Origin of the sequence: Thetidibacter halocola, from assembly GCF_018224955.1 — a bacterium.
Taxonomy (GTDB): Bacteria; Pseudomonadota; Alphaproteobacteria; order Rhodobacterales; family Rhodobacteraceae; genus Thetidibacter; species Thetidibacter halocola.
On the sequence record NZ_JAGTUU010000001.1, the window covers coordinates 298,027 to 321,305 of the forward strand.

A 23,279-nucleotide genomic window follows, 5' to 3' on the forward strand; every position below is an offset into this window, starting at 1 on the left:
CTGCCGTCCTGTTTACTCGGTCTGACACTACCGCGCGCCGTCGCGCGGGGGAAACCGAAACGACAACCAGGGGCGGCCAGGGTGCTGCAAATCGACGAAACCGGCCTTTTCATCCGGCGACAGGACGCGCCGTTGCGGCAATTCCAGGTGCTGGGCGAACGCGGCAGCGGCACGAATGTCGTGCGCAAGACGATCCAGCGTCACCTGGCCATCGACAGGGTCGAGTCGCTGGGTTGGAAACACGGCTTTCCCGGCATGATCGCCATCCCGCGCGACCTTCTGGTGATCTGCGTGGTGCGCCACCCGTGGGACTGGGCGCGCTCGCTCTACGCGCGGCCCTGGCATGCGCATCCGGCGATGCAGGCGCTGGGTTTTTCCGATTTCATCCGCGCCGAATGGGTCAGCATCATCGACCGGCCCACCGATTTCGGCCTGCGTGCGGACTCGCCCCTGCAAGGCCAGCCGCTGCAACCGGATCGCGACCCGTTCAGCGGCCTGCCCTTTCCCAACCTCTTCGCCCTGCGCACGGCCAAGCTGCGTGCGCTGACCGGCATGGCGCGGCGTGGCTGCTCGCTGGCCTTCCTGCGGTTCGAGGCCTTCCTGAACGATCCCGAGGCGATGACCGACCGGATCGCCCGCGCCTTTAACGTCGACCGTCGGATCGAGGGGTTCTCGCCGGTCACGCGCCGCATGGGCACCCGGTTCAACCCCTCGGTCGACGATCGCCCGCCGCCGCCTGACCTGCCCACGCCCGAGGATGCCGCCTTCATCCGCAACTCGCTGGACGGCGCGCTGGAGGCCGCGCTGGGATACCGCTACGACTGAGCGCCATGCGCCGCCGCCAGCCGCTCGACCGCTTCGGCGACATGCGCCAGGGGCGGACAGCTGCGACGGGTCTCCAGCGAGACATGCAGCAGGAACTGGTCGCAGGTGGCAAGCGTCTCGCCATCCGCTTCGCGCTTCATCTCGTGCCAGAGACGCAGCTTCTTGCCCGCGCCCAGAGTCACGCGTGTTTCGACAAAAAATTTCTCTGCCGCGAGCGTTTCCGCCAGATACTTGATGTTCGTCTCGGCGGTGAAATAGCTGTTGCCCGCGTCGATATAGGCGCGGTCCGCGCCGACATGCGTCATCAGTTCTTCGGAGGCGTCCGAGAAGACCTGCCCATAGCGCCCCTCGTTCATATGGCCGTTCACGTCGGTCCAGTCGACCGGCACCGTGCGCCGCACGGTGACCAGCGGCACGCCGTCGCCCAGCGGCCCGCGCAGCAGCGCGTCGTGGTCGAGCACCAGCTTGCCTGCCGCCGCCTCGCGCCCCTTGAGCGCATGCAGGATCGCCACGAGGTTGTCGTCGCGCTGACGCTCCAGTTCGCGGATCGTGCGATGCCCCGACTGTTCGTCGGACTGTCCGGCGATCAGGTCGACAAGGTCGTCGTTGAACTCGGGCACGTCGGTCAGACGGGTCCAGGGCCAGGTCAGACAGGGCCCGAACTGCTCTAGGAAATGCCGCATCCCGGCTTCGCCGCCGGCGATCCGATAGGTTTCGAACAGGCCCATCTGCGCCCATCGCAGGCCAAAACCATAGCGGATGGCGTTGTCGATCTCCTCGGTCGTGGCGATGCCGTCCTTGACCAGCCACAGCGCCTCGCGCCAGACGGCCTCTAGGAAACGGTCGGCGATGTGGGCGTCGATCTCGGCCCGCACATGCAGCGGATACATGCCGATTCCCGTGAGGATTTCTTTCGCCTTGTCAACCGCTTCGGGCGCTGTCTTTACGCCCGGAACCAGTTCGATCAGCGGCAGCAGATAGACCGGGTTGAACGGATGCGCAACGACGATCCGGCTGGCGTCCGGCAACCCCTCCTGCAACTGCGAGGGCCGAAAACCGGAGGTCGAGGATCCAATCACCGCCTCGGATGAGGCATGAGACACTATATCCCGGTATATCTTCAGTTTCAGGTCCAGACGCTCGGGCACGCTCTCCTGAACCCAGTCGGCGCCCGCCACCGCCTCGGCGATGGTCGAAACGAAACGGATCGCCCCGCGCGGCGGCATCGGCGCCTCGTAGAGCATCGGCAAGGCGCGCTCGGCATTGGCCATGACGGCGGCTATCTTGCGTTCCGCCTCGGGATCGGGATCGAAGACCCACACCTCCCAGCCCATCAGGGCAAAGCGCGCCGCCCAACCCCCGCCGATGACGCCGCCGCCAATGATCGCTGCCGTGCCGCTCATGATCCCTCCATCCGTTCCAGATCGTAGCCATACCAGTCAAGGATCGTGCGCGCCGCAACCAGCCGTTCGCCCGGTCGCCCGCTGCGGTCCATGATCCAGACCCGTGCGCCGCCCGGATCCCCCAGCGCGGCGGTGCGCCCGTCGGCGTCGATCCAGTGGATCCAGATCTCTTCACCACCGATCCGCACGCGACCCGGCCCGGTCTGCACCACCGGCGAGACACCACCGACCAGGCTCACCCGATCCTCTTCGAAACGCAGCCGCGCGCCCGGCGCCATCCCCGCGCCCTGCACCACCACCCAGTCTCCGCGCAGCCGCTCGAGGGTTGCGTCGGCCTGCGACGCCACCGGCATCGTCAGGTTGCGCACAGGAATGCTCGCCGGCGGCAGCGGCGTCGCCGTGCAGGCGGACAGCAGCAGGATCAGTGCCAGATGTCTCACCCCAGACGATCCGCGACGATCCGCGCCATGGCCGCGCCAAGGGCCGCATGGGCCGGCGCATCCCAGTGAACGCCGTCGAAATCCGACACGGTGACATGCGCGCCTGCATCGGCGAAACCGAAACCCGACGCCTCGGCAAGGTCCCTCAGGACCCCGGCCAACCCGGCCTGCCGCGCCTCGGCACCGACAAAGACCTCGGCCAGGCAACCCGCCTCGCGCACCGGCGCGGGCGAGACGATTAGCACGTCCTGCACCACGGCCTCGGCCCGCGCCAGCAGCGCCAGGCGCAGCACCGACCGCGCGATTTCGTGCGCGGTGACGGAAAAGCGCGGCTTGAGGTCGTTGGTGCCCAGCATCAGCACCATCAGGTCCAGCGGCTTGTGGCTGTGCAGGATGGCGGGCAGCACGGCGAGGCCATTGCGTGCCCCGCCCTCGACCAGATCCTCGTGCACCGTGGTGCGGCCCGGCAACCCCTCGGCGATCACGCGATGGGCCGGCCCAAGGGCCGCTGCCATCACGTCGGGCCAGGGCACGCCGGGCGGATGCCGTTCGGACAGGCCCGCCACCGACATCGGGCGCGTGCCATGGGTGTTGCTGTCGCCGTAACAGAGGATCGTCGCCATGCGCCTGCCTCCCTTTCGCACACCACTCATGCAAGCGGCGCGGACGCGGTCAAGCGATGCCGCACAATTGCCCCAGTTCGCTCGCCGATTCCGCCGCTTTTCCGCGGCAGCTTGTGCCGGACATTATCTGTGAGTCCCCGTCATGCTGCCACTGCTACCAATTCAGACCCCAAGTTCCGGACGCTTCGACCGTCTCTTTGCCCTCTGCAAGCAAGAGGTCCGCCAGGCCACCCACAGCCGCCGGCAGGAAACCCTCGCCGACGACGAGGCCGAGGCGCTGCGCGCGTTCGCCATCCGGTCGCTGATGGGGCCGCGCGGCGCCTAGCCGCGAAACCCCGTCGCCACGACGAATTTTTCGGAGGAATCCGACCGGCTGGCCGGCGGCTTGACGTTGGCGACCTTGTCGAAACGCTGCTTGAGCAGTGTCTGCAAACTTGTCTCTGCGCCACCCGCCAGCACCTTGGCGACAAAGGCGCCGCCCGGTTCCAGAACGTCGAAGGCCAGTTGTGCCGCCGCCTCGCAGAGCGCGATGATCCGCAGGTGGTCGGTCTGCTTGTGTCCCGAGGAGGCCGCCGCCATGTCCGACATCACCACGTCGGCGCGCCCGCCAAGCCATTCCTTGACCTTTGCATCCGCCTCGTCGGCCATGAAATCCAGTTGATGGATCTCGGCGCCCGGGATCGGGTCCACCTCCTGGAGGTCGACCCCCAGCACCCGACCCACCGCCTTGCCGCTCTTTTCCCCCAGCGCGTTCACCCGCTTTACCGCCACCTGGCACCAGCCGCCGGGCGCACAGCCAAGGTCGACCACCCGCGCGCCCGGCACGAGAAAGCGGAACCGGTCGTCGAGTTCGAGAATCTTGTAGGCGGCGCGCCCGCGATAGCCATCGTCCCTTGCGCGCTTGACGTAGGGATCGTTCAACTGCCGCTGCAACCACAGCGTCGAGGACAGCTTGCGCCCGCGCGCCGTCTTGACCCGCACCTTCAGGTCACGCTGCCCGCGCCCCGACGAATTCTTCGGTCCCTTGCCCATGGCAGGCCTCGCGTCCGTTCTTCTCTGGTTCACAAATCCGCAGGGGTTCAGGTAAAAGCCCCCGTCCCGACACCGCCCTATAGCGGACCATCCTCCAGAACGCCATCCGCCGACATCTGCGCGTAAAGCAGCCCTTCGCGCAGGCCGCGATCGGCCACCGACAGCCGGTCCGTCGGCCAGAGCCGCAGCAGCGCCTGGAGGATCGCGGACCCGGACATGATCAGTGCATGACGGTCCGGGCCGATCCGCGGATCGCGTCGTCGCCCCACCGGCCCGAGGTCGAGATAGCGACGGATCACCGCCTCGATCTGGTCCGAAGTCATGCGCAGCCCGTCCACCTTGGACCGGTCATAGCGTTTCAGCCCCAGGTGCGAGGCGGCGACCGTTGTCACGGTTCCGCTGGTGCCGACGATCTGGAACCCCTCGCGCGCCTGCTCGTCCTTGTAGGGGGCAAAATCGGCCAGGTGCTCCTCGAAATACCAGCTCATCAGCGCATAGCGCGCCGAGTCGTCCTTAACGTCCGAGAACTGGTCGCGCAGCGTTGCGACCCCCAGCGGTACGCTGATCCAGTCGACGACCTTGGCCGCCGGAAATGGGCTTTCGGGCGGATGGAACCCGGCATGCAGCCGCATGATGGCGCGCGGCCTCTCGCGCGCCTCGACACCCGACAGGTCGATCCACACCAGCTCGGTCGAGCCGCCGCCGATATCGACGACCAGCAACTGTTCGGTCCGGGTAGAAACCAGAGGCGCGCAGGAAATGACGGCGAGGCGCGCCTCTTCCTCGGGTTGGATGATCTCCAGCCTCAGGCCGGTTTCCCGGCGCACGTCGCGGATGAAGGCGCCGGCGTTCTGCGCGCGGCGGCAGGCCTCGGTCGCGACGAGGCGCATGTTCTGCACCTGGTGGCGATCGATCTTCTGCTTGCAGACGCGCAGCGCCGCGATGGTGCGTTCCATCGAGGCCCGGGACAGACGCCCGGACTTTTCCAGCCCGTGCCCCAGCTGGACGGACTTGGAGAAGCTGTCAACCACATGGAACTGGCTGCCCTTGGGCTGGGCAATCAGCATGCGGCAACTGTTTGTGCCCAGGTCCAGCGCGGCATAAAGCGCGTCTGTATCGGGCCGGGACGGCGCGGGGCTCTCGACCGGTTGGGGAAATGCGCCCGCACCATTGGGACGCTTGGGCGCCATGACATCGCGCCTTTCCGGTATCGTGTTGGAACCAAGACTAATTGCCGCCGCCCGACCGCGCAAGCGCCATGAGGGGCGCGCCAAGGGGATTCTGATAAACCCCTGACAGGTAGTCGTATTCCTCGGCCAGCAGCGCGCGCAGCGCAGCCAGCGTCGCGGGGCGCAGATCGTCGGCACTCAGCCGCTCGGCCGAGCGGTTGCGCCGCGGCATGACCACCCAGCGCCCCGTCCTTTCGGTAAGCGCCGCCGCCAACGCATCCAGTTCCGCCACCCGGAACACCCGGTCGTAGTCGCGCAGCTCCGGGCCGAGGAAAACCCAGGCCGGAAAGGCATGGTGCCGGATCGCGGACGAGGCCAACCGATAGCGCGGCAGCTGCTGGAAGAACGTGTCGGGATCGGGATCGCGCGGCAGGTCTCGGAACGCCGGATCGTCGCGCAAGCGGCGACTGTTCCACAGGTCGCGATGCTGCACGACCCGGTTCGTGTAGACCGAAAGCAGCCGCTCCAGCGGGTCGCGCACCACGCAGAACCGCCAGTGATCGCCATACCCCTGCCAGCGATGCGGACGAAAACGCCGCGTCGGATAGATCTGGTGCCAGCTATGCGTCGTCGGGGCGTCGGGCACCGTCACGGCAGGGTCGATCCGCGCCAGCGCCTCCTTGACCGAGGAACACGCGGCCTTGGGAAGGGGCATCCAGGCGATGCGGTATGCGGCGAGGGCAACGACCATGCGGGCTCCTTTCCCGCCCGTTTTGCCACGGCGCGGTTTGCCAAAGGTGAATCCCGCTCATGCAGACCATGACGCATTCGATACTGCGCCCGCCTTCCGCCGGGCGCGCCGCCGCGATAGGCTGTCGCTCGTGGCGGGGTTTGCGTCGAATTCCGACCCGGAATCCGACCCCCGCCCGGCTAATGCTGCGTGCGATACGCGAAGGGGAATCATCCATGCCCGAGGTCACCATCGTCTACTGGCGCGACATCCCGGCCCAGGTCATCGTGGGCAAGGGCCGCCGTGGCGCCAAGGCCGTTCTGCCCGAACGGTTCGAGCAGGCGATCGACCGGGCTGCGATGAAGGTGGGAGCGTCGGAAACCGACGCCTATCTCGCCGAGTGGCGCAAGGCCGAGCCCTATACTGTCGAAGGCGACCCGCAGGACGTTGCGGCGGCCGAGGTGGCAAGGCTGGATGCGGAATTCACCCCCGAGCGGATCAAGGCACTGATCGCCAATGACGGCTGGGCCTGAGCGCCCTATGTTCCGCAGCATGAAGGAGAGGCTGATGGCCCTGTTGAATTTCCGCAAGCGTGAAACGACCCCGGCCCGCACCGGTGGCGCCCTGCCCGCCTTCTTGCAGGACTATTCCATCGAGGTGATGCCGCGCACCGCCGAGAAGGTCGAGGATTTCCGCGCCCTGCTGCCCGAGGGCACCCGCGTCTACATCGCCCATATCGACGGCACGCCGATCGAGGACATGGTCGCGACCGCCCGCCGCCTGTCGCGGGACGGCTTCAACGTCATGCCGCATTTCCCGGCGCGGATCATAAAGGATGCCAAGACGCTGGAAAACTGGATCGCCCTGTACCAGGGCGAGGCCGGGGTGAAGCAGGCGCTGCTGCTGGCAGGCGGCGTATCGCAGCCGCATGGCCAGTTCCACTGTTCGATGCAACTGATGGAAACCGGCCTGTTCGACAAGGCGGGCTTCGAGCGCCTGCACATCGCGGGCCACCCCGAGGGCAACCGAGACATCGATCCCGATGGCGGCGACCGCATGGTGATGGAGGCGCTGCGCTGGAAGCAGGCGTTCTCCGAGCGCACCGACGCCAGGATGGCGATGGCCACGCAATTCGCCTTCGAGGCCGGCCCCATCGTCGCCTGGGCCGACCGCCTGAAATCCGAGGGGATCGCCCTGCCGATCCATATCGGCATCGCCGGTCCTGCCAAGCTTCAGACCCTGATCAAGTTCGCCATCGCCTGCGGTGTCGGCCCCTCGCTCAAGGTTTTGCAAAAGCGCGCGATGGACGTGTCCAAGCTGCTGCTGCCCTACGAGCCGACCGAGGTGCTGGAAGGGCTGGCAGCGCACAAGGCCGCGCATCCCGACTGCCTGATCGAGCAGGTGCATTTCTTCCCGCTCGGCGGGATCAAGGCCAATGCCGAATGGGCGATGCAGAACGGTGGCGAAGCGGCCCGCCCCGCGGCCAGCGCATGACAAAGGCGCTGCTCTTCGATCTGGACGGCACCTTGCTGCACTCGGACCCACTGCATTTCGCGGTCTTCGCCGAGATGTTCGCCGAGCGCGGCCGCCAGATCGACGAGGCGTTCTATCTCGAAAACGTGCACGGCACGCATAACTTGGAAAGCTTTCCGCATCTCTTTCCCGGCGAGGACGCGCAAACGCTGTCCGACGAGAAAGAGGCGAGGTTCCGCGACCGCCTCGGCGCGGGCCATCCGCCGATGCCCGGCGCCGCGACCCTGCTGGACCGGGCCGAGGCCGAGGGCTGGAACGTCGCCGTCGTGACCAATGCGCCGCGCGTCAACGCCGAGCACATGTTGCGGGCCATCGGGCTGCGCGAGCGGTTCGAGGTGCTCGTGATCGGCGACGAATGCCGACGGGGCAAGCCCGCCCCCGACCCCTACCTGACCGCCATGGCGACGCTGGGCGTCGCGCCGGGCGACGCCATCGCCTTCGAGGACAGCGGCTCGGGCCTTGCCGCCGCGCGGGCCTCGGGCGCCTATACCGTCGGCATCCGCTCTTCCGCCGACGACGCCACGCTGCGCCGCCACGGCGCGCACACGAGCGTTGCAGATTTCACAGACCCCGCGCTGGACCCGATCCTTGCGCGCCTTAACGGAAAGGCCATGACATGACCCGCACCATCGTCGAGTCGAAGACGAAAACCGCCATCATCGGCTTTGACCAGCCCTTCTGCGTGATCGGAGAGCGTATCAACCCCACGGGGCGCAAGATCCTGAACGAGGAACTCGAGCGCGGCGATTTCAGCCGGGTCCAGGCCGACGCACTGGCGCAGGTGGCGGCGGGCGCCAACATCCTCGACATCAACTCGGGCGCGGTGTTTTCCAACAAGATGGCCGAAGACCCGCGCTACGCGGACAACAACTTCGTCGAACCGACGCTGATGAAGCAGCTGATCGAGTGCGTGCAGGCCGTCACCGACAGCCCGCTCTGCATCGACTCGTCGGTGCCCGGTGCGCTGGAAAACGGCTTGGCGGCGGCGCAGGGGCGCCCGCTGCTGAACTCGGTCACGGGCGAGGAAGAGCGGATGGAACTGGTCCTGCCGCTGGTCAAGAAATACAACGTGCCGGTCGTGGCGATCTCGAACGACGATACCGGCATCAGCGAAGACCCCGACGTGCGCTTTGCCGTGGCCAAGAAGATCGTCCAGCGCGCCGCCGATTTCGGCATCCCGGCGCATGATATCGTGGTCGATCCGCTGGTCATGCCGATCGGCGCCATGGCGACCGCCGGCCACCAGGTCTTTACCCTGGTCCGCCGCCTGCGCGAGGAACTGGGCGTCAACACGACCTGCGGCGCGTCCAACATCAGCTTTGGCCTACCCAACCGGCACGGCATCAACAACGCCTTCCTGCCGATGGCGATGGGCGCGGGGATGACCAGCGCGATCATGAACCCGATCGCCCTGCCCGTCGGCCCCAAGGCCATAGCCGAAAAGCGCGCCGAGATCGAGGCGGCGGGCATCATCCTGCCCGAGGGGCTGGACGACGAGACCTTCGTCACGCTGTTCGGCATGGGCAGCACCTTGCCCCGTCCGGGCAAGGAGATGGAGGCAATCCGCGCCGCGAACTTCCTGATGAACCAGGACGATGGCGGCGGTGCCTGGATCGCGTTCAACCGTCAGCCGCCGAAAGCGGGACAGGAAGGCCGCGGCCGCGAGGGCCGCACCGGGGGTCGCCGCCGCCGCGGCTGAGCCGCGCCTGACAGTTAACCTGTCCTTAACTTTTCAACATGCATTGGCCGCATCCATGCTAGGGTGCGGCCAAAATGCTTTTTGGAGGCCCCCCATGGCCACGTTTGATCAGACCGTCAATTTCAATTCGACTCTCGGCAATCAGGACGAACCCGACGCCGCTCGGCTGCTGAGCGGAGATGTCATCGTGGTCTTCACGTCCTCGACCGGCGACGCGAGCGGCGATGCCGTGCTGTTTCAGCGTTATGACCAGTATGGCTTGGCCGTGGGTTCCAATACGCGCGTGAATACCCAGACCGTGGACTCGCAGGACGATGCGCAGGTTACGGCGCTGGCCGATGGCGGTTTCGTGGTGGTCTGGACCAGCGCGCTCCAGGACGGAAGCGAGGACGGGATCTACATGCAGCGCTACAGCGCGACAGGATTCCGGATCGGCTCGGAAACGCGGGTCAACACATTCACCTCCGGCGCCCAGTACGAGGCACATGTCGCGGCGATGGCCGATGGCGGCTTTGTCGTGGTCTGGACATCAGCGACCGCCAGCAACGGTTACGAGATCAAGCTCCAACGTTACTCCGTGCTCAACCGCCCGGTCGGGGACGAGGTTTCGGTCAACACGACAACCACCGGAACACAGGATTCGGCGCAGGTCGCCGGCCTGGCGAATGGCGGATACGCCGTGGTCTGGCGCGACCTTTCCTCGGGCACTCATATCAAGCTGCGGATCTTCGATGCCAATGGAAACGAAGTGCTGACCGAGACGAATGCCGACGATACCGCGCCCGTGACCGGCTCGTATTTCTCGCCGGTCATCGCGGCCCTTCCCGGTGGCGATTTCGTCGTCGCATGGAACAACAATTCCTCCGGCGGGATCTGGTACCGGCAATTCGCAGCTGACGGCACACCGCGCTTCGACGTGCGCGAGGCGTCGAACCCGGCGGAACGCCCGGGCACCGGATATGTCGACATCTCCGTGGCCGAAGACGGCGGCTACGTGCTTGGCTGGCATGATTTCTCCAGCGCGGCCAGCGCCGACGGCTACTGGTACCGCAGTTTCAAGCCGAACGGAGAGCCGGGCGATGACCAGACTCTTGGCCTGTCGGAAATTCCGCCAGGCGGGTTGAGTGACCAAGGCAGTATCGTCGCCATGGCCGCTGGAGGCGTCATGCAGTTCGGCCTGCGCGACAACGGGTCGAATGATGATGTCGTCATGGCCATCAGCGGGCGTGGCACAGACCTGGACGACTACGAACTCCTCTCGGCGCCGACGGACTATTTCGCGCGGGCTGGAAACGACTGGGTGATCGGATCGAACGGAAACGACACGCTCCGGGGCGGCGACGGCATGGACACGCTGCACGGCGGCGCGGGCGACGACCTGATACAACTCGGATCGGAATTCTTCATCGGCGCGGTCGAGATCGCCACCGGCGGCGACGGCAACGACATCCTGATCGATTGGGCCGGCACCGCGCGCATGAGCGGCGGTGTGGGCGACGACATCCTGCGGGGCGGTGCGGACGACGACACGCTGCTGGGCGAGGCCGGTTTTGACCTGCTGAGCGGCGGCGACGGCAACGACAGCCTCGATGGCGGCTGGGGTGCCGACCGGATGTCGGGCGGTAACGGCGCGGACACGATGCTTGGCGGCCAGGGCAACGACGTCATGCAAGGCGACGATGGCGACGACCTGATGCACGGCCAGGACAACAACGACCTGCTGAACGGCGGCGCGGGCAACGACGAGCTGAACGGCGGCGGCGGCAACGACACGATCAACGGCGGGCTAGGCGACGACACGATGAGCAGCGGTTGGGGCGTCGACCGTTTCGTGTTCTCGGAAACCGGATTCGGCGACGACATCATCACCGATTTCCAGAACGGCTCTGACCGCTTCATCGTGTGGGACGCGGTGGCGCTGGACATGACCGGTGTTACCGTCACCAATATGGGCGCCAACGCGTTGATCGAGATGGGCGGCGGATCGGTGCTGGTGATGGGCGGCGGCGGGTTGATCGACGCCACCGACTTCATCTTCTGACGGCTCAGGTCGCTGTCTTCTCTGCCTTGCGCGCGGCCGCGACCTTTTCGGCGAGGTCGCGCGCGATGCCGAAGGCGCCCTGGATCTTGTCCTTCTCGGATTTCCAGTCGCGGCGGACGACGATCTTGTTGTCCTTGATCTTGGCCAGCCCCTTCTGGTCGTGGATGAATTCCACCAGACCGGCGGGCGATGCGAACTTGTCGTTGTGGAACTGGATCGTCGCGCCCCTCGGCCCGCCATCCAGCTTGGCGATCCCCGCCTTCTTGCACATCGCCTTGATCCGAACGACCAGCAGCAGCGTATTGACCTCGCGCGGCAGCTTGCCGAAGCGGTCGATCAACTCGGCGGCGAACCCCTCCAGCTCGACCTTGGTGGTCAGCGCCGAAAGGCGGCGATAAAGGCCCAGGCGCACATCGAGGTCGGGCACATACTCCTCCGGGATCAGCACCGGCACGCCGAGATTGATCTGCGGCGCCCACTGGTCGTCGGCTTCGGAGAGACCCTCCATCGCGCCGGAGCGGATCTTGGCGATCGCCTCTTCCAGCATGGATTGATAGAGTTCGTATCCCACGTCGCGCATCTGGCCCGACTGTTCCTCGCCCAGAAGGTTCCCGGCGCCCCTGATATCAAGGTCTTGCGAGGCGAGGTTGAAGCCCGCGCCAAGCGCGTCGAGCGAGCCCAGCACGCGCAGCCGCTTTTCCGCCTGCACGGTCAACTTGGCGCGCGGTTTCGTCGTGAGATAGGCATAGGCGCGGGTCTTGGACCGCCCAACACGTCCCCGGATCTGATACAGTTGCGCCAGGCCGAACATGTCGGCGCGATGCACGATCATCGTGTTGGCGGTCGGAATGTCGAGGCCGGATTCCACGATGGTCGTCGCCAGCAGCACATCATATTGCCCGTCGTAAAAGGCGTTCATCTTGTCGTCGAGTTCGCCCGCCGGCATCTGGCCGTGGGCCACGACATAGGTCACCTCGAGCACCTGTTCCTTGAGGAAGTCCTCGATCTCGGGCAGGTCGGTCAGGCGCGGCACGACGTAGAAGGATTGCCCGCCGCGATAGTGCTCGCGCAGCAGCGCCTCGCGCACCGTGACCGGGTCGAATTCCGAGACATAGGTGCGGATCGCCAGCCGGTCGACGGGGGGCGTGCCGATCACAGACAGGTCACGCACCCCGGTCAGCGACAGTTGCAGCGTGCGCGGGATGGGCGTGGCGGTCAGCGTCAGCACGTGGATATCGCTGCGCAGCTGTTTCAGCCGTTCCTTGTGCTGCACCCCGAAATGCTGTTCCTCGTCGATAATCAGCAGGCCGAGATTGTGGAACTTGATCCCCTTGGCCAGCAGCGCATGGGTGCCGATGGCGATGTCGACCGTGCCCTTGGCAATGCCCTCTCGCGTCAGCGTCGCCTGTTTTGCCGAGACGAATCGCGACAGCGGTGCGACCTGCACCGGGAAGCCGCGAAAGCGTTCGGCGAAACTCTTGTAGTGCTGGCGTGCCAGCAGCGTCGTGGGCGCGATCACAGCCACCTGCACACCAGACATGGCCGCGACAAAGGCCGCGCGCATGGCGACCTCGGTCTTGCCGAAACCCACGTCGCCGCAGATCAGGCGATCCATCGGCTGGCCGGAATGCATGTCGGCCATCACGTCCTCGATGGCGCGCAACTGGTCGTCGGTCTCCTCGTAGGGGAAACGCGCGGCGAAACTCTCGTAGGCGCCCACGGGCGGGTCCATCACCGGCGCCGTGCGCAGGGCGCGTTCGGCCGCGATGCGGATCAGCTTGTCGGCCATCTCGCGGATGCGTTCCTTGAGCTTGGCCTTCTTGGCCTGCCAGGCGCCGCCGCCCAGCCGATCCAGCAAGCCTTCCTCATGGCCGTATTTCGACAGCAGTTCGATGTTCTCGACCGGCAGATACAGACGCGATCCTTCGGCATATTCGAGGGACAGGCATTCATGCGCCGCACCCACCGCGGTGATGACCTCCATCCCCTGATACCGGCCGATTCCGTGGTCCACGTGAACGACAAGGTCGCCGGGCGTAAGGCTCTGGTGCTCGGTGAGGAAGTTCTCGGCCTTGCGGCGCTTTTTAGGCTGGCGGATCAACCGGTCGCCCAGCACGTCCTGTTCGCTGATGACCGTCAGGCGCCCGTCGCCAAAGGGCGCCTCGAACCCGGCCTCCAGCGCCCAGACGGCCAGATGCAGCCCGCGCTTGCCGATACGGGTGCCGTTGCGGATCGGGATGACCTCGGCCAGGCCCTCGTCCTCGATCAGGCCGGTAAGGCGCTCGCGCGCGCCCTCGGAGTAAGAGGCGATGACAACGGGACCACCCTTCATCCGCGCTTTCACATGCGCCGCCAAGGCACCGAAAAGACTGATGGATTCCTGCTGTCGCTCGGGTGCGAAATTGCGCCCGATCCGCCCGCCCGCATCCACCACGCCCGGCCCGCTGGCCTGCGGCAACGGATGGAACTGCATCACACGGCGCGTCCCCAGCGCGGCCGTCCAGTCGGCATCGTCGAGGTAAAGCTGCGCAGGCGGCACAGGCTTGTAGACCGAGCCCATGGTCTTCTTCTGCGCCATCGCGAGGCGGCGGGTCTCGTACTGGTCGGCGATGCTGTCCCAGCGCGCCAGCCGCGCGGGCGTCAACTGGTCGTCCATCAGAACCGGTGCGTCCGGCAGGTAGTCGAACAGCGTCTCCATCCGCTCGTGGAAGAACGGCAGCCAATGCTCGGCGCCCTGGTGTTTGCGGCCCGCGCTGACCGCCTCATATAGCGGATCGTCGGACGTGCCCGCGCCGAACTCGATCCGGTAATTCTGGCGAAAGCGGGTGATCGCCGCCTCGTCGAGGATCACCTCGGAGACCGGGGCGAGTTCCACCATGTCGAGCTTTTCGGTGGTGCGCTGGGTCGCGGCGTCGAAGCGCCGCGCGCCGTCCAGCACGTCGCCGAAGAAATCGAGCCGCACCGGCCCGCCCTCGCCCGGCGGGAAGATGTCGATGATGCCGCCACGGATGGCGTAATCACCCGGTTCCGACACGGTTGGTGCCTGACTGAAGCCCATCCGCACAAGGAAGGTGCGCAGCGCCTCTTCGTCCACCCGGTCGCCGACGCGGGCGGTAAAGGCGGCCTCGCGCAGCACCTCGCGCGCCGGGATCCGCTGCATCGCGGCCGAAAGCGTCGTCAGCAGCACGAACCGCCCCGGCATCCCGTGCACCAGCCCCGCCAGCGCGGCCATGCGCCCGGCCGAGATGTCGGGATTGGGCGACACCCGGTCATAGGGCAGGCAATCCCAGGCCGGGAAGGTCACCACCGGCATTTCGGGTGCGAAGAACGTCAGCGCGTCGCGCATCGAGGCCAGCCGCCGGTCGTCGCGCGCGATATGCACGACCGGGCCGCCAGCGCGGTCCACTTCCTTCAGGATCAGCGTCGCGTCGAATCCCTCGGGCGCGCCGCCCATGATGATCGGTTTGTCTGCCATGGCGCGCCACATGGCGCGCCGGGCGCGTCAGGTCAACAGCGCTTTGCGCCTGTCACCCCAGCGAAGTGACCCAGAGAATGGTGGCGTCATCCTCGCTGACCGAGATCACGTTGTGCCCCATGGTCGCGTCGTAATAGGCGCTGTCGCCGCGACGCATCTCGATCGGCTCGTAGAACTCGGTATACAGCCGAACCACCCCGGTCAGGACGTAGAGGAATTCCTCGCCGTCATGGCGCACCCAGCCGTCGAATTCCGACAGGTCGCGGGCGCGGATGCGGGCGCGGTAGGGCAGCATCCGCTTGCGCGTCAGGGTCTCGGCCAGCAGCGTGTGCTCATAGGTGGCGGTGGCGTGGTGGTTGCCCTCACCCAAGCGCGTGACCGCCATCCGCCCGTTGACCTTTTCCGCCTGCGGCGGCGTGAACAGCTGCGGGATCGAGATTTCCAGCCCCACCGCCAGCTTCTTCAGCGCGTCGTAGGTGGGCGACATCTGGCCGTTTTCGATCTTGGACAGGGTCGAGCGCGCTAGGCCGGCCTTTTTCGCCGCCTGCTCCAGCGTCCAGTCTTTCTGCTTGCGCAATTCGCGGACGCGAGCCCCCAGGTCGACGGGTTCACCGGCCAGTTCCTCGCCCTCGGCCCTAGCGATGCGGATCAGGGATTTCGGGTCCTTGCTCATGTGTTTGCGCTATAGGGTCGCGCGGACAGGCTTGCAAGCGCGGGGCTTGCGCTGGCATAGGCTGACCGCATGGAGTCCGTATTCCACGACGGCGCCTTTGCGCCCTGCCCCGCCCCGTTCAACCTGGCCGCGCATGTGCTCGCGGCGGGCGAACGCATGCCCGACAAGATCGCGCTGGCGCTGGTGAAACCCACCGGGGCAGAGCGCTGGTCCTATGCTCGCCTCATCGCGGCGGTGCGCGGCACCGCGACGGGGCTGTTGCAGGCGGGGCTGAAGCCGGGGGACATCGTGCTGCTGCGGCTGGGCAACAGCGTGGATTTCCCAATCGCCTACCTGGGCGCCATCGCGGCCGGAATCGTGCCCGTTCCGACCTCTTCCCAGCTGGTCGAGCGTGAAGTGACCGGAATCGTGCAACAGGTGACGCCCGCCGCGATCCTGCGTGCCAAGGGCGTGGCCTGCCCCGAAGGTCTTACCCCCGTCATCGCCGAAGATGTCTTCCGCCGCTGGCGCGACCTGCCGCAAGCCGATTACGCCATGGGCGACCCGGACCGGCTGGGATACATCGTCTTCACCTCGGGCACCTCGGGCACGCCGCGTGCCGTGATGCATGCGCATCGGGCGGTCTGGGCGCGGCAGATGATGATGCGCGACTGGTATGACCTGCACGAGGGCGACAGGCTGCTGCATGCGGGCGCGTTCAACTGGACCTTCACGCTGGGCACCGGGCTGATGGACCCGTGGGCGGCGGGGGCGACCGCGCTGATCCCGGCGCAGGGCACCGACCCGGCCCAGTTGGCGCTACTGCTCCGGCGCAACGACGCCACGCTGTTCGCGGCGGCGCCGGGCGTGTTCCGCCAGATGCTGAAATACCCGCTGCCTGCCATGCCCCGTCTGCGCCACGGCCTCGCCGCCGGCGAGAAACTGTCCGAGACGGTGCGCACCGGCTGGCGCGAGGCGACGGGGACCGAGATCTACGAGGCGTTTGGCATGTCGGAATGCTCGACCTTCGTTTCCGCAGCGCCGGGGCGCCCGGCGGCCGAGGGCTGTCTCGGCCTGCCGCAGCGCGGGCGGCACATGGCGATCCTCGGACCGGATGGCAGCCCGGTGCCGCGCGGCACGCCGGGCATCATCGCCGTGCACCGCGACGATCCCGGCCTGATGTTGGGCTATCGCGGCGCCGAGGCAGAGACGCGGGCACGCTTCTCCGGCGACTGGTTCCTGACCGGCGACGGTTCGGTGATGCGCGAGGACGGGCAGATCGCCTATCTGGGCCGCGACGACGACATGATGAACGCCGGCGGCTACCGGGTCTCGCCGCTCGAGGTCGAGGCGGCGCTGGCGGGCCTGCCCGGCGTGACCGAGATCGCCGTGACCGACATCGCCGTGCGCGCCGACGTGCGGGTGATCGCCGCCTTCTACACCGGCGCACCGCAGGACGAGGCCGTGCTGCTGGCTGCCGCCGCCGAACGGCTCGCCCGATACAAGCAGCCACGCGCCTTCTTCCATGTCGAGACGCTGCCACGCAATCCCAACGGCAAGCTGCGCCGCTCTGCGCTGCGCCGCCTCGCCGAAGGCGACCAGGGTTGAAAACACGGGTCACGGCCTGTCGCGTCCCGGCGTGAAGCCTGCTAAACCGGCCCCAAGGAGGCGCCTGCCATGATTCAGCTCGATATCTTTTCCGACCCGATTTGCCCCTGGTGCTATATCGGAAAGGCCCACCTGGACCGCGCGCTGGAGGCCAATCCGGACCACCCGTTCCGCATCCGCTGGCTGCCCTTTATGCTGAACCCCGACATGCCCGCCGAGGGCAAGGACCGCCGCACCTACCTCGAAACGAAATTCGGCGGCAAGGACGCGGCGGTAAAAGCCTACATGCCGGTGGCCGAGCATGCGAAAAAGGCCGGTCTTGACCTGAAGCTCGACAGTATCGCGCGCACGCCGTCCACGATCGACGCGCATCGGCTGATCCACTGGGCGGAGCTGGAAGGGGTGCAAACGCCGGTCGTCTCGGCCCTGTTCCGGGCCTATTTCATCGAGGGCCGCGACATCGGCGATACCGAGGTGCTGGCGGACATCGCCGACGCCTGCGGCATGGATGCCAGCGTGGTGCTGCGCCTGCTGGCCAGCGACTCCGACCGGCGCGAGATCGTGGAACGCGACGCGGCGGCGCGTGGCATGGGCGTGACGGCGGTGCCAACCTTCATCGTCGCGGGCAAGCACGCAGTGCCCGGCGCACAGCCGCCCGAACTGTGGACGCAGGTCATCGCCGAGCTGCGCGAAGGGGCGGATCCGGCGGCATGAAACGCCTGGGGCTGATCACCCTCTTCGCCACGCCAGTGGGGATCATCGCGCTGGGCACGGTGTTCTTCCACCTGGTCGAAGGGTGGTCGCTGCTCGATTCCTATTTCTTCACCGTGGTCACGTTGTCCACCGTGGGCTATGGCAACCTCGTGCCCGTCACCGTGGCAGGCAAGATCGCGACAACCGTCTTCATCTTGCTTGGCCTCGGCATATTCGCCGTCGCGATCCAGCAATTCGGTGTCTTCGCCATGCGAAAGCGCGAAGAACACGTGGAATGGCTGATCGGCCGGCTGGGCGAAGGCAAGGCCGCCAATGCTGACGATCCACCAGGCGAGGACAGGGACAGCCCGCGCTGACCCTGCGTTTGCGCAGGTCCGACCCTGCGGAAATGGCCCTGTTCGGCATGGCCGCACGGTGTTAGCTGCGGATCATGCACAGTCACGCGATCCCACAGCAGATGCCCGGACGGACCGAGTTCATCGCGCTTGTCGCGATGCTGTTCGCCACCATCGCCTTTTCCATAGACGGGATGCTGCCCGCCCTGCCCGCGATGGCCGAGCAGTTCTCGCCCGACGCGCCGAACCGGGCGCAGTTCGTGGTCACCAGCTTCGTGCTGGGGATGGGGATCGGAACGCTGTTCACCGGGCCGTTGTCGGATGCACTGGGCCGCAAGCCGGTGGTGCTGGGCGGCGCCGCGCTCTACATCGCCGGGTCGTTCCTGGCCGCAATGGCGCAGTCGCTGGAGATGCTGCTGCTGGCGCGGCTCTTGCAGGGCCTGGGCGCCGCAGGTCCCCGCGTGGTGGCGCTGGCGATCATCCGCGACCTCTTTGCCGGGCGCGGCATGGCGCAGATCATGTCCTTCGTGATGATGGTCTTCACCATCGTGCCGGCGCTGGCGCCCTCGATCGGGGCGGGGCTGATCGCGCTCTGGGGCTGGCGGGCGGTTTTCGGTGCCTTCATCCTGTTCTCGGCCATCTCGGCGCTGTGGCTGGCGCTGCGCCTGCCCGAGACCCTGCCCGAGGAACAGAGGCGCCCCTTTCGCCTTGCGCTGATCCGCGACGCCGCGCGCGAGATGGCTGCACACCCGATGGTGCGCCTGTCCATCGTCACACAGGGCCTGTGCTTCGGCATGCTGTTCACCATGATCTCGACCGTGCAGCCGATCTACGACCAGGCCTTTGGCCGGGCCGACAGCTTTCCGATGTGGTTCGGGATCGTGGCGATCCTCGCCGCCTCGGGCAGTTTCGTGAACGCGCGGCTGGTGATGCGGCTGGGCATGCGGCGGCTGGTCAGCCGGATGCTGCTGGCGCAGACCGGACTGAGTGCAGTGATGGTGTTGCTGACCCTTTCGGGCCTGTCGGGAGACCCGCTCTTCGCCGCCTTCGTGACCTGGCAGGTCTCGGTCTTCTTCCAGGCCGGCCTGACGCTGGGAAACCTGAACGCGCTTGGGATGGAGCCGATGGGCCATATCGCCGGCCTGGCGGCCTCGATCATCGGCGGTGTCGCGACGGTGGTGGCGGTGGTGCTGGCGCTGCCGGTCAGCCTGGCCTTTGACGGCACACCGCTGAGCACGGCCGTGGCCATCCTCGTCTATGCCGTCCTTGGCGTCGGGCTGAGCCGCCGCATGGCGCGGCTGGAGCGCGAGGGCACCGGGTCCGCGCCCATCACGCCCGCTGCGCCCTGACCCGGGCGCCTGCCGTCAGGCCACCCTGCGCCGTTGCGCCGGATGGCCCCGGCGGTTGCCGAAGGCCGCCATGCTGTCGCTCAGCGCATGGGCCTGTTCGCGCAGGCGCAGGCCCATCGCAGCCAGTTCCTCGCTTTCGCCGGCTGTGGCCTGCGTGCGCCGGTCAAGGTCCGAGATCGTCTGCGCCAGCTGTCCCATTCCGCCGGCCTGGTCCTGCGCCTCGTCGCGGATACGGCCGATCTGACCGCTGACCTCGCCGATCTGGCTGACGATCCGCGACAGCCGCTTGCCCGCCTCGTTGACCAGGTTCGCCCCCTCGGAAACCTGCGCGGCGCTGGTCGCGATCAGCGACTTGACGCCATTGGCCGCCTCGGCGGTGCGCTGCGCCAGCCCCTGCACCTCGCCCGCGACGACGGCAAAGCCACGACCCGAGTCGCCCGCGCGCGCCGCCTCGACCCCGGCGTTGAGCGCGAGAAGGTTGGTCTGGAAGGCGATGTCGTCGATCAGGTCCATGATCTGCGCAACCTCGGAAGAGCTCTTTTCGATCAGGTGCATCGCGGCGATGGCCTGTTCGGTCACCATGCCGCCCTGCTCGGCCTCGGAGCGAGTCGCGTCGGCGCGCGAGGCCAGGGCGCTGGCCTCGTCCGCGGTCCTGCGCACCTTGCCGGTGATGTCGGTCAGGGTCTCGGCCGCGTCGCTCAGCGCCTGGGCCTGCGCCTCGTTCCGGGTTGACAGCGAGGCAGTCATGGATTCGAGCGCGACCGCATCCTGGTTGAAGGACAGCGCCGCGTCCTGCGCCTGTTCCACCGCCTCGGCCAGCAACGCGACGGCCCGGTTGAAATCGGCGCGCAGCGCCTCGAAGCCTTCGGGCATGTCGGTCTCGATCCGGCAGTTCAGGTCGCGGTCTGCCATCTGGGAAAGGTGCGCCTGAAGACGGGTGACGACGGCCGCCGTCTCGTCCCGCTTGCGAGCGGCCTCGGCGCGGGCGGCCTCGGCCCGGTCGCTTTCCTCGGCCAGCGCGGCCCGCTGCGCCGCCATTTCACCGGCCATCGCGGCGCGCTGGAGGATCGCGATCGTCAGCAGGGCACCTTCGGCGACGACAGCGCCGCCATGGATCGCGGTGCGCACCACGTTCTCGGCCAGGTCGGCCGAGGGATAGACCAGCGACGGCAGCAGCACCGTCAGGCCCAAGTGGTGCAGCGCGACGACGCCACAACCGGTCAGCAACGGCCAGGGCGAGGGAAAGACCGACAGGATGGCAAGCGACACGAAAAAGATCATGTGTGCGTCGATCTGCCAGGGATGACCGGCAAAGGCCGCCGTCAGCAGCATCGGCTGCGCCACGCAGCACAGCGCCAACACGTAGTCCGTCAGCCGCGAGTCGAGCCGCAGTGCAAGCCAGCCGACCAGGCCTACCGTGCAGGCGGCCGCTGCCTCGACATACACGTCGCGTCCCAGCAAGACATCCACCAGCGCGATGAAGGGGATCATCAACCAGGTGCACGCGAGAACCGTCACCCGCTGGAATCGTGCCTCGCCATTCGAAAGAAACCGTTTCATGTTCTGTCCAGTCCGCAAAGGAGGGCCAGCGCCGAGCCGTCGCGCACCGCCCAGGCGCCCAGTTCATAGAGCACAGGCCGGGGATCCGGCCCGTCGAAGGTGGCAAGCGTGCCGAACGGCGCCGAAACCGGCCCCAGCGGCGTGCCACCCGCCTGCAGGACGATCGACGCCGCACCCGCCCCCCAGGGCGGTGCCAGGACCAGCACCGGTCCGCTGCCGGGCCGAGCATCGGGGCCGAGCGCCGCCGCCACGGGCACCGCCGCGATCAGCACCGCCACGACAAGCCCGAGCGCGAGGTTCGCCATTTCCGCCGTTTGTCTCTTCATGCTGCCGGAGTAGCAGCCAAACCTTACCGGGTGGTTGCCGGTCGCACGAAACCCGCGCGCCGAAGCTGCCGGATTTTCATGCAGATGCGGGCATGGGCGCGCGCAATCGGGGCATCGCGACCGCCGCATCCCGACCGGCCCTTGCGGCCCGCGGCACCATCCGGCACAGGCTGAATCATGCTGCTGCTGGACATGCCCCCTCCCGACCGCCACCGCCCGTGGGAAGACGCGCAGGGCATCGTCATCGGTGCGACTCTGGTGGCGCTGTCGATCCAGTTCCTGCGCGCCTCCGAGCTGTTTACCGGCCAGATCGCGGGCCTGTCGCTGCTGATCGCCTACCCGTCAGGCTGGTCCTTTGGCGCGGTGTTCTTCGTGCTGAACCTGCCGTTCTACGCGCTGGCGATCACGCAGCTGGGCTGGCGCTTCACGCTGAAGAGCTTTGCCGCGGTCACGCTGATGTCGACCATGGCCGAACTGCTGCCGCTGGTTCTGACGGTCAACACGCTGCATCCGGCGCTGGGCGCGGCGCTGTTCGGCGTGCTGGCGGGGGTGGGCCTGCTGTCGCTGTTCCGGCACGGCGCGACGCTGGGCGGAGTCGGCATCGTGGCGCTGTGGTTGCAGGACACGCGCGGCATCCGCGCCGGCAACACGCAATTGCTGTTCGACCTCTGCGTCTTTGCCGTGGCACTGGCGCTGTTCCCGTGGGAGCGCGTCGCCTGGTCGCTGCTGGGCGCGGTCATCCTGAATGCGATCATCACGATCAACCACCGCCGCGACCGCTATATCGCGCGCTCCTAGCCCTGCGCGGCAAAGCGTTCGGGCAGGACCGTCCGGACGGTCTGTTTCAAAGCGCGGGCCTTGACGATGCCGCGTTCCTCGATCCGCACCGGGTCATGCGCCAGCTGCGCACGGGCCTGCGCCTCGGCTTCCTCCCACGATACCAGCGGCTTGGCGGCGAAGGTGCGATGGAAGGTTTCGACATCGCGCCCGGCCTCTTTCCAGCCGCCGCCTGGCAGGCCGCGCGCGTCGGTGTTTCCCACCTCTTCGCGCACGATCGTGGCCTCTGCCAGGGCGGCGCCATTGGCGTATTTGAGATGCGCCAGGAAAAGTCCCGGCGGCATGGTGAAGGGGAAGTCAGCCAGGCGGCGCGGCGGCACGCGCACCCCGTGCAGGGCAAAAGGGATCGGGCGGCGCGCCGCCACCGCCTTGGAATAATGACCGGAAAACGACAGGTTGCGGCGCGATGTGAATGTCGGCTCATTGGCCAGCGCCGCGTCTCCGGGCATCTCGACCAGGTCGAATCCCAGCGCGGTCAAAACCGGCGCGTCACCCTGCGCGGCTACCGCCTCGGGAAGCGAGCGATAGCGGTCGGGATCGAAACAGACGAGTTCGTCGGCATCGGTTCGGATCACCCAGTCGTAAAGCTGCGCCAGTCCGGCATGGATGCCGTCCAGCAACGCGCCACGGCGGCGGTCGAAATGGCTGAGATCGTCGCGGGGCACGGTGATGATGCTGGCACCGGGACAGAGGTCCGGGAGGCGTGGATCGGGTCCGTGGGCCACGACATAGAGGCTCTGCGCGCCCAGTTGCGCAGCGTGATGGGCATACCAGCGCGACAGCGCCCAGTGGTCGCGATAGACCATGGTCAAGGCGCAGACTTCCATCCCCGGCTTCCCTCGTGACGTTCACACGACGGCGACAATGGCCGCCAAGCGTGGCGATTGTTGGGCAAGAAACCAAGAAAAAGGGCCCCCGAGGGGACCCT

Annotated in this window: 23 protein-coding genes; 12 read left to right on the forward strand and 11 right to left on the reverse strand. The window is 67.2% G+C overall.

Going from position 1 to position 23,279, the window contains the following annotated elements:
- The first annotated feature begins 81 nt into the window (after positions 1-81).
- Positions 82-825, forward strand: coding sequence for a hypothetical protein (locus tag KB874_RS01225; protein ID WP_212534714.1), 744 nt, complete (start codon positions 82-84; stop codon positions 823-825).
- On the opposite strand, the gene KB874_RS01230 is transcribed toward KB874_RS01225, so the two are convergent.
- From KB874_RS01230 to KB874_RS01240, 3 genes are read right to left on the reverse strand one after another with little or no spacing between them, the layout of a single operon-like run.
- Entirely contained in the window at positions 816-2,228 is a 1,413-nt protein-coding gene (locus KB874_RS01230) for a carnitine 3-dehydrogenase (protein ID WP_212534715.1), read from the reverse strand. The genes KB874_RS01225 and KB874_RS01230 overlap by 10 nt on opposite strands.
- Complete coding sequence (locus KB874_RS01235) at positions 2,225-2,668, reverse strand: lipocalin/fatty acid-binding family protein (RefSeq protein WP_212534716.1); 444 nt, start codon at positions 2,666-2,668, stop codon at positions 2,225-2,227. The genes KB874_RS01230 and KB874_RS01235 overlap by 4 nt, the downstream gene beginning before the upstream one ends.
- A complete protein-coding gene (locus KB874_RS01240; protein ID WP_212534717.1) occupies positions 2,665-3,291 on the reverse strand; it encodes a GDSL-type esterase/lipase family protein in 627 nt (208 codons plus the stop codon). Before KB874_RS01240 ends, KB874_RS01235 begins: the two co-directional genes overlap by 4 nt.
- Before the next feature lie 142 nt (positions 3,292-3,433).
- Between KB874_RS01240 and KB874_RS01245 the strand changes: the two genes are divergently transcribed.
- Positions 3,434-3,616 (forward strand): hypothetical protein, encoded by a 183-nt coding sequence (locus KB874_RS01245; RefSeq protein ID WP_212534718.1) that lies wholly within the window; start codon positions 3,434-3,436, stop codon positions 3,614-3,616.
- Here KB874_RS01245 and KB874_RS01250 read toward each other — a convergent pair.
- The 3 genes from KB874_RS01250 to KB874_RS01260 form a co-directional block, all read right to left on the reverse strand.
- Complete coding sequence (locus tag KB874_RS01250; protein ID WP_212534719.1) at positions 3,613-4,323, reverse strand: RlmE family RNA methyltransferase; 711 nt, start codon at positions 4,321-4,323, stop codon at positions 3,613-3,615. The genes KB874_RS01245 and KB874_RS01250 overlap by 4 nt on opposite strands.
- Before the next feature lie 77 nt (positions 4,324-4,400).
- The gene (locus tag KB874_RS01255; protein WP_212534720.1) at positions 4,401-5,513 is read right to left on the reverse strand and encodes a Ppx/GppA phosphatase family protein; all 1,113 of its coding nucleotides are present in this window, start codon (positions 5,511-5,513) and stop codon (positions 4,401-4,403) included.
- Positions 5,514-5,550: 37 nt separating this feature from the next.
- A complete protein-coding gene (locus KB874_RS01260) occupies positions 5,551-6,243 on the reverse strand; it encodes a sulfotransferase family 2 domain-containing protein (protein ID WP_212534721.1) in 693 nt (230 codons plus the stop codon).
- Positions 6,244-6,458: 215 nt separating this feature from the next.
- Here KB874_RS01260 and KB874_RS01265 point away from each other — a divergent pair, with 215 nt between their 5' ends.
- The 5 genes from KB874_RS01265 to KB874_RS01285 all read left to right on the forward strand — a co-directional run bounded on the left by KB874_RS01265 (position 6,459) and on the right by KB874_RS01285 (position 11,495).
- Entirely contained in the window at positions 6,459-6,755 is a 297-nt protein-coding gene (locus tag KB874_RS01265; protein WP_212534722.1) for a virulence factor, read from the forward strand.
- Between the two features lie 34 nt (positions 6,756-6,789).
- Positions 6,790-7,716: a methylenetetrahydrofolate reductase gene (locus tag KB874_RS01270; protein ID WP_212534723.1), complete on the forward strand. Its 927-nt coding sequence runs from the start codon at positions 6,790-6,792 to the stop codon at positions 7,714-7,716.
- Positions 7,713-8,375 carry an HAD family hydrolase gene (locus KB874_RS01275; protein WP_212534724.1) on the forward strand — a complete coding sequence of 221 codons (663 nt, stop codon included), beginning with the start codon at positions 7,713-7,715 and terminating at the stop codon, positions 8,373-8,375. The genes KB874_RS01270 and KB874_RS01275 overlap by 4 nt, the downstream gene beginning before the upstream one ends.
- Entirely contained in the window at positions 8,372-9,454 is a 1,083-nt protein-coding gene (locus KB874_RS01280) for a methyltetrahydrofolate cobalamin methyltransferase (RefSeq protein ID WP_212534725.1), read from the forward strand. Before KB874_RS01275 ends, KB874_RS01280 begins: the two co-directional genes overlap by 4 nt.
- Positions 9,455-9,548: 94 nt before the next feature.
- Positions 9,549-11,495, forward strand: a complete 1,947-nt coding sequence (locus tag KB874_RS01285) for a calcium-binding protein (protein ID WP_212534726.1) — start codon at positions 9,549-9,551, stop codon at positions 11,493-11,495.
- 4 nt (positions 11,496-11,499) lie between these two features.
- On the opposite strand, the gene mfd is transcribed toward KB874_RS01285, so the two are convergent.
- Positions 11,500-14,970, reverse strand: coding sequence for a transcription-repair coupling factor (mfd, locus tag KB874_RS01290; protein ID WP_212534727.1), 3,471 nt, complete (start codon positions 14,968-14,970; stop codon positions 11,500-11,502).
- Positions 14,971-15,022: 52 nt separating this feature from the next.
- On the reverse strand, positions 15,023-15,643 hold the full coding sequence (locus KB874_RS01295; RefSeq protein ID WP_212534728.1) for a helix-turn-helix domain-containing protein: 621 nt from the start codon (positions 15,641-15,643) through the stop codon (positions 15,023-15,025).
- A 69-nt stretch (positions 15,644-15,712) separates the two neighbouring features.
- Between KB874_RS01295 and KB874_RS01300 the strand changes: the two genes are divergently transcribed.
- From KB874_RS01300 to KB874_RS01315, 4 genes are all read left to right on the forward strand, one after another.
- The gene (locus tag KB874_RS01300; RefSeq protein ID WP_212534729.1) at positions 15,713-17,230 is read left to right on the forward strand and encodes a class I adenylate-forming enzyme family protein; all 1,518 of its coding nucleotides are present in this window, start codon (positions 15,713-15,715) and stop codon (positions 17,228-17,230) included.
- Between the two features lie 69 nt (positions 17,231-17,299).
- Positions 17,300-17,944: a DsbA family oxidoreductase gene (locus KB874_RS01305; RefSeq protein ID WP_212534730.1), complete on the forward strand. Its 645-nt coding sequence runs from the start codon at positions 17,300-17,302 to the stop codon at positions 17,942-17,944.
- A complete protein-coding gene (locus KB874_RS01310; protein ID WP_212534731.1) occupies positions 17,941-18,300 on the forward strand; it encodes a potassium channel family protein in 360 nt (119 codons plus the stop codon). The genes KB874_RS01305 and KB874_RS01310 overlap by 4 nt, the downstream gene beginning before the upstream one ends.
- A 101-nt stretch (positions 18,301-18,401) precedes the next feature.
- Positions 18,402-19,628, forward strand: coding sequence for a Bcr/CflA family efflux MFS transporter (locus KB874_RS01315; protein ID WP_249200201.1), 1,227 nt, complete (start codon positions 18,402-18,404; stop codon positions 19,626-19,628).
- 15 nt (positions 19,629-19,643) lie between these two features.
- On the opposite strand, the gene KB874_RS01320 is transcribed toward KB874_RS01315, so the two are convergent.
- Together KB874_RS01320 and KB874_RS01325 are read right to left on the reverse strand one after the other, a co-directional pair.
- A complete protein-coding gene (locus KB874_RS01320; RefSeq protein ID WP_212534733.1) occupies positions 19,644-21,188 on the reverse strand; it encodes a methyl-accepting chemotaxis protein in 1,545 nt (514 codons plus the stop codon).
- A complete protein-coding gene (locus KB874_RS01325) occupies positions 21,185-21,493 on the reverse strand; it encodes a hypothetical protein (RefSeq protein ID WP_212534734.1) in 309 nt (102 codons plus the stop codon). The genes KB874_RS01320 and KB874_RS01325 overlap by 4 nt, the downstream gene beginning before the upstream one ends.
- Before the next feature lie 198 nt (positions 21,494-21,691).
- Between KB874_RS01325 and KB874_RS01330 the strand changes: the two genes are divergently transcribed.
- Positions 21,692-22,312 (forward strand): YitT family protein, encoded by a 621-nt coding sequence (locus tag KB874_RS01330; protein ID WP_212534735.1) that lies wholly within the window; start codon positions 21,692-21,694, stop codon positions 22,310-22,312.
- On the opposite strand, the gene KB874_RS01335 is transcribed toward KB874_RS01330, so the two are convergent.
- Positions 22,309-23,178: a glycosyltransferase family 2 protein gene (locus KB874_RS01335; RefSeq protein ID WP_212534736.1), complete on the reverse strand. Its 870-nt coding sequence runs from the start codon at positions 23,176-23,178 to the stop codon at positions 22,309-22,311. The genes KB874_RS01330 and KB874_RS01335 overlap by 4 nt on opposite strands.
- Positions 23,179-23,279: the final 101 nt, after the last annotated feature.